We start from the raw sequence: 289 nt of genomic DNA, 5'->3' as shown, positions 1-289 counted from the left end.
AATTCCTTTAAGTTTCAGCCTTGCGACCGTACTTCCCAGGCGGCGCGTTTCACGATTTCTCTTCGGCACCTCGGTGACTCGTGGTCACCGATACACCTAACGCGCATCGTTTACAGCTGGGACTACCCGGGTATCTAATCCGGTTTGCTCCCCCAGCTTTCGTTCCTCACTGTCGGAGCCGTCCTGGTGAGACGCCTTCGCCACAGGTGGTCCCCCAAGGATTACAGGATTTCACTCCTACCCCTGGAGTACCTCTCACCTCTTCCGGTCCCTAGTCTGCCAGTATCCC

1 rRNA gene (running past both ends of the window) is annotated in these 289 nt (G+C 56.7%); it reads right to left on the bottom strand.

From position 1 onward, the window contains the following. Window positions 1-289 (bottom strand): 16S ribosomal RNA (locus BP758_RS12360) (it extends past both window edges: 890 nt to the left, 1,108 nt to the right).

It is taken from the genome of Methanoregula sp. UBA64, from assembly GCF_002502735.1.
In the GTDB taxonomy this organism is placed as follows: Archaea; Halobacteriota; Methanomicrobia; order Methanomicrobiales; family Methanospirillaceae; genus Methanoregula.
The sequence above is the reverse complement of the archived record's forward strand: the minus strand, read 5'-3'. Positions and strand labels throughout refer to the sequence as shown.